At 30.0% G+C, this 5,463-nt stretch carries 4 protein-coding genes; 1 reads left to right on the top strand and 3 read right to left on the bottom strand.

The window, feature by feature from the left end:
- A partial coding sequence (locus tag ACRC8M_RS13330; protein WP_438529582.1) for a hypothetical protein occupies nt 1–581 on the top strand: 581 nt, incomplete at its 5' end.
- Nucleotides 582–638: 57 nt separating this feature from the next.
- Here the strand turns inward: ACRC8M_RS13330 and melB are convergent.
- The 3 genes from melB to ACRC8M_RS13315 are packed head-to-tail and all read right to left on the bottom strand — an operon-like array spanning nt 639 to nt 5,248.
- Entirely contained in the window at nt 639–1,994 is a 1,356-nt protein-coding gene (melB, locus tag ACRC8M_RS13325; protein WP_438529581.1) for a melibiose:sodium transporter MelB, read from the bottom strand.
- Between the two features lie 20 nt (nt 1,995–2,014).
- Nucleotides 2,015–4,210 (bottom strand): alpha-galactosidase, encoded by a 2,196-nt coding sequence (locus ACRC8M_RS13320; RefSeq protein WP_438529580.1) that lies wholly within the window; start codon nt 4,208–4,210, stop codon nt 2,015–2,017.
- A gap of 12 nt (nt 4,211–4,222) precedes the next feature.
- A complete protein-coding gene (locus tag ACRC8M_RS13315) occupies nt 4,223–5,248 on the bottom strand; it encodes a LacI family DNA-binding transcriptional regulator (RefSeq protein ID WP_438529579.1) in 1,026 nt (341 codons plus the stop codon).
- Nucleotides 5,249–5,463 lie beyond the last annotated feature (215 nt).

Below are 5,463 nucleotides of genomic sequence, written 5' to 3'. Positions count from 1 at the left end.
ATGAGATGGAAGATGATTTTGTTGCCCAAGTAAACGAAGCCTTAAAAAAATACAAAATTGAAGCTGAGCTTATAGTTCAATCTGAAGTTGGAGTAGACGAAGTTAAAACTCTTCTAAAAACTGCTGACTTACTTATGTTAGAGCAAAGTGTATATTTAAACGATCTATTTTTAGAGTTATTAAAAATTGCCTACAGACCTATTATTATTTTGAGAAATAAACCACTAACTTTTAAAAATATCTCAATTGTTTCCAATGATGGAATTAAAATCAATAAAAGTGTTTATAATTTTTTAACTCTTTTCCCTAACCTTGACACAGATAGTATTCCAATACTTACATGGAATTGTAATTATGAAAAACACTATTTAGTTGATCTTCTAAAAAATAAAGGTCTTTCTGCAGATGTTATAAACTTTAATTCTAAAGATGATACATTAAAAGATTTTTATTTTGCTCTAGGAAAATCTAATTTAGTTGTTATGGGAAATCTGAGCCGTTCTTTTTTCTTTGAAAAAATAACTAACAGAACTGGACTAAACCTTTTAGAAAATTTGAACACATCTATCTTTATAGGATAAATTATAACTCTATTACATAGAAAAATGGTGTAACTACTTAGCTACACCATTTTTCATTTACGCCTCTATTTCTCTTTTAACCTTTATAGCTTCAACTATCTCATCATAATATTCATCATTTAATCTATAATATTTTTTGTAGATCACATATCCAAATATTGAAAGTAAAATTGGAAAAACTATCATTAAATATTTTATTCCCATTATAGCTGAACCACTTTGAGCTACATTTGGAATATACCCCACCAGTGATAACCCCATTCCTATTAACCACCCGCTAATAGCTGATGCAGATTTTACAAGTAACGTTTGAACTGAGAAAATTACACTTTCATTTCTACTTCCAAATTTAAATTCACCATAATCCACAACATCTGCTAACATTACTGTTGAAATTCCTAAAGTTAATCCCCCTCCTAGCTTTGCTACTATTCCAGCTAAAGCTATTAAACTTGCATTTGTTGGTGCTACATTTCCAAAAATGAATAACATTAAAAATCCAACTACAGGAAGTGCACATGCCAAGAAAAATACCTTTTTTCTTCCTAGCTTTCTTGATAAAATTGGAAACATCATTAAAGATCCTATCTCAGCTAACCCTGAAAATCCAGTGAAAACTGAAAATAGCGTCTCTACTCCAATTACATATTTAAAGTAGTATATTGCCACTCCACCTGAGATTTGAGCCATTAAGTTGTACATTAAAACTGTTCCAATCAACGCCACCAATTGATCATTTTTCAAAATTAATCTAAAGGCTTCTTTTAAATTTATCTTTTCACTATTTTTCTTAGTTTTTATTTGCTCCTTTACATTTGTTACCATAAGTAAAGTTGTTAAAATAAATACTCCTGCAATTCCAAGTGATAGTAATGAAAACCCTCTTCCCTCATCTCCTTTTCCTAAAAATGCTATTAGTGGTAACCCTAAACTTCCAAGAGATAGCCAAGCTAAACTTGCAAATATTCTAGGTACTACTGCTATCTCCTCCCTTTCTTTTTTATCATCAGAAAGGGCTGGTATCATAGACCAAAATGGTATATCCATAACTGTATAAGTCATCCCCCACAAAATATACATAATAGATATATAGATATATAAACTTTTTCCACTAAATGCCTCTGGTTTAGTAAACATTCCAACTACTGTAACAGCATTTAAAAGAGTTCCAATTAAAATCCAGGGTCTAAATTTTCCCCACTTACTTCGAGTATTATCTACAATCATCCCCATAGCTGGGTCATTTATTGCATCCCACATTCTAGCTACTAAAAATAGTGTTCCTACAAATGCTGGTGCTAAACCTAAAACATCTGTAAAATAATACATTAAAAATATATAAACTATTGCACAAGCATAATCTTTTCCTAAAGCACCTAAACCGTATGATAATTTTGTTTTTAAACTGACCATGATACTCCTCCCGTGAGCTTTTATTTAATCTCTTTTAATTTAAAAATTCTACTTTTAAAATCTTGAGTTTCTGAATCCTTTGAAAAATATCTCTCTGGCTGTGGAAATACAATTCCAACACTCATAAGTTCATCTCCATAAGCTTCAAATACATCATTTACTAAATATTTTTTCTCAGAATCTAACCCTTTCAGTATCACTTTTTTATTATATCCTGGATTTGGTTCAGCTAAAATTGTAAAATGTCCAACTAAAGCCTCATCTTTTTCCTTACTCACAACCATCCAAGCTGCTGTATTTCCTTCAAAAGGACTTTCTAATCTATAAAAATCTCCAAACTGTATAAGTTTTCTATTGCTTTTATAAAAATTTAAATACTGTCTTACCTCTTCTCCCATTTGAGTATCAAAGTCTAAAAGATTCAATTCATACCCAAAGTTTCCAAAAGTCGCTACATCATTTCTTATTTTCAAACTAGTCTTTCTCGCTGTTTGATGATTTGGTATATCTGACACATGAGCTCCCATTGATATTAAAGGATAAGCCAATGATGTTCCATGTTGAATATTGAGTCTTACTATTGCATCTGTATCGTCACTAGTCCAAACTTGTGGCATATAGTGTAACATCCCTGCATCAAATCTTCCCCCTCCTGATGCACATGATTCAAATAGTATATGTGGAAACTTAGTTGTTAATTTTTCTAAGATTTCATATAATCCAAGTATGTACTTATGTGGCAAATCTTGATATGTTATCTCTGTCATATTTCTATTCATATCCCATTTTACATAACTTATTGGTGCTTCTGAAAATCTTTCAGATAAAATATCTACTATATAATCTCTGACCTCTTCTTTTGAAAGATCTAATATATATTGATTTCTCCCCATTGATAATCTTCTATTTTGTACCCCTAAAATCCAATCTGGATGCTCCTCATATAATCTACTATTTTTACTAATCATCTCTGGTTCAAACCAAAGTCCAAACTTAATTCCCTCTTTTACTACCTTTTCTCCTAATCCTTTTACTCCATTTGGCAATTTTTCTAAATTCGGAAACCAATCTCCTAAAGATGTTTTATCATCATTTCTTTTTCCAAACCAACCATCATCTAAAACAAAGAGCTCAAATCCTAACTCTTTTGCTTTTCCTGCCATAGCTACAATTTTCTCCTCATTAAAGTCAAAATATGTCGCTTCCCAGTTATTAACTAAAATTGGTCTTTCCTTATCTCTCCACTCCCCTCTTGCAACTCTCTCACGGAAAAGTTTATGGAAAGTTTGACTTAAATCATTCATACCTTTATCACTATATACAATTATTCCCTCTGGAGTTTGAAAACTTTCCCCACTTTCTAATTCCCATTTAAAATCAAATGGATTAATCCCCATAGTAACTCTTGTTGCATCAAAATGATCTACCTCCACATGTGCTAAGAAATTTCCTGAATAAACTAAAGCAAACCCTATACTTTCCCCCATATTTTCAGTTGTTTCAGGTCTTTTTAAAATTATAAATGGATTTTGATGAGCACTACTCGCTCCTCTAGTACTATCAATATACTGACTTCCAATCTCAAGTTTTCTATTTTTTATAAATCTCTCTCTTGCCCAAGCTCCAGAAAGGTGTATCATCTCATAATTATAATCTGGAAGATCTAATGCAAAACTCATAGCTCTATGGATATTTATACTCTCTTTTCCATTATTTTCAAATCTTGCATTTCTTGTAATCACATCTCTATCTTTATATACCGTATATGTCAAAAATAGTTTACAATTTAAAAGAGCATCTACTAACTCTATCTCTAAAGTTTCTCCCTCCTCCTCACTCTCCATATAAGTTGAAGGTAATCCTTTTAATTTTTCCTTTCCTTTATATACTCTATAGCCTTTATATACAAACTCAGTAATTCTACTTTTATCACTGCTCTCTATTTGAAAAGCTGGTTTTCTAAAATCTGTTGTTCCATACGATGGATACTCTTGCTTATAATACTCTAAAGAAAATCCAGGATCATCTTCATGATGAGCTATTATTCCTATTCCTACTTCTGGTTGATTAAAAAAATGAGAAAAACTTTCTCTATGTTTTATTTTTTTACCAAAGTATAAGTTACCTAACTGCCCATTCTTCATGACATTAAATATATAACTCATATTTAAACTTTGTAAATGAAACTCTTTTTTCTCCTTGTTTATATGTATCATCTTTCCTCCTTGTTAGTCTAAATAGCTCTCTTCTATATACTCTTTTAATCCTTTTATCAAAGTTGTTTTTACAAAAGTAATCTTTTGCTTTTCTCCTTTATCATTTACAAGTAGTTCCACAGCTGTTTTAGCTAAATTATTTATATCTGGAGCTACTGACATTAGTCCCAAAGGGATTGTATTTCTTAAATTATCAAATCCTATAATTGGAATATTCTCTTTTCCATTTTCTTTTAAAATATTATTTACACAATAACTCATATTATCGTTGGCACAGAATACTCCATCGAACTCTATATTTTTCTCTAACAAATCCATAACTATCTCTGTAGCTTTTTCATCAGAGTAGTTACCATTATAAATCATTGGAACTATCCCAAATTTTTTCATAGCTTCTAAATATCCATTTTCTCTTTCTCTTCCAGAAAGTTTAGACCTATCTCCTGAAATATGAAGTACTCTCTTTTTACCTAATTTTATCAGATGTTCAGTAGCTTCTTTAGCTCCATTAAAGTCTTCTGTATTTATATAATAAACTTCCTTATTTTCACAATTTGGATTTGAAAGATAATCAACTAATACTATTGGCGAGTGTTGTTTTATTATCTTTTGAATATTTTCATCCCCCTCTTTAAATCCTATAAATATTCCTCCTACTATATCTCTGTTAATATATAAAGATTCTATTTTAGAAAAACTATTATCATTTATTACATCAACCAACAGTTGATAATCTGATTTTAACGCCTCTTTTAAAGTTCTATTTATAAAATCTAAGTAGTAACCAAAAGATAATCCATTATCTAGTATTTTACTCTTATCATTATTATCTCCATAAATAAAAAGTCCAATTGTTTTACTTTTTTTTCCAGCTAAAACCTGAGCACTTGTATTTGGAATATATCCTAGTTCATCTATAACCTTTAAAATTTTTTCTCTTGTTTCTGAAGGAACATTGGGATAATTATTTATAACTCTCGAAACTGTACTTCTTGAAACTCCAGCCATTTGAGCTACCTTCGTGCTATTTATCTTCACACTATCCCTCCCTATTGTTTTATGAACGCGTGTTTATTATTTTTATAAAACGATTATATTGTATTTAGAACATTTTTACAATGTTTTTTAGTTATATATCATTCAACTTATTTAACTCCAGTAAATTAAGTATTCTTTTTCTTTTTTTTATTTAATAGAGGATTATACGATTTTTTTTGTAAATCTATTATAGTGATATTTAATTAATGAGGTGG

Source organism: Cetobacterium sp. (genome assembly GCF_051653945.1).
Taxonomy (GTDB): domain Bacteria; phylum Fusobacteriota; class Fusobacteriia; order Fusobacteriales; family Fusobacteriaceae; genus Cetobacterium_A.
This window is presented reverse-complemented; position numbering and strand designations above follow the sequence as displayed.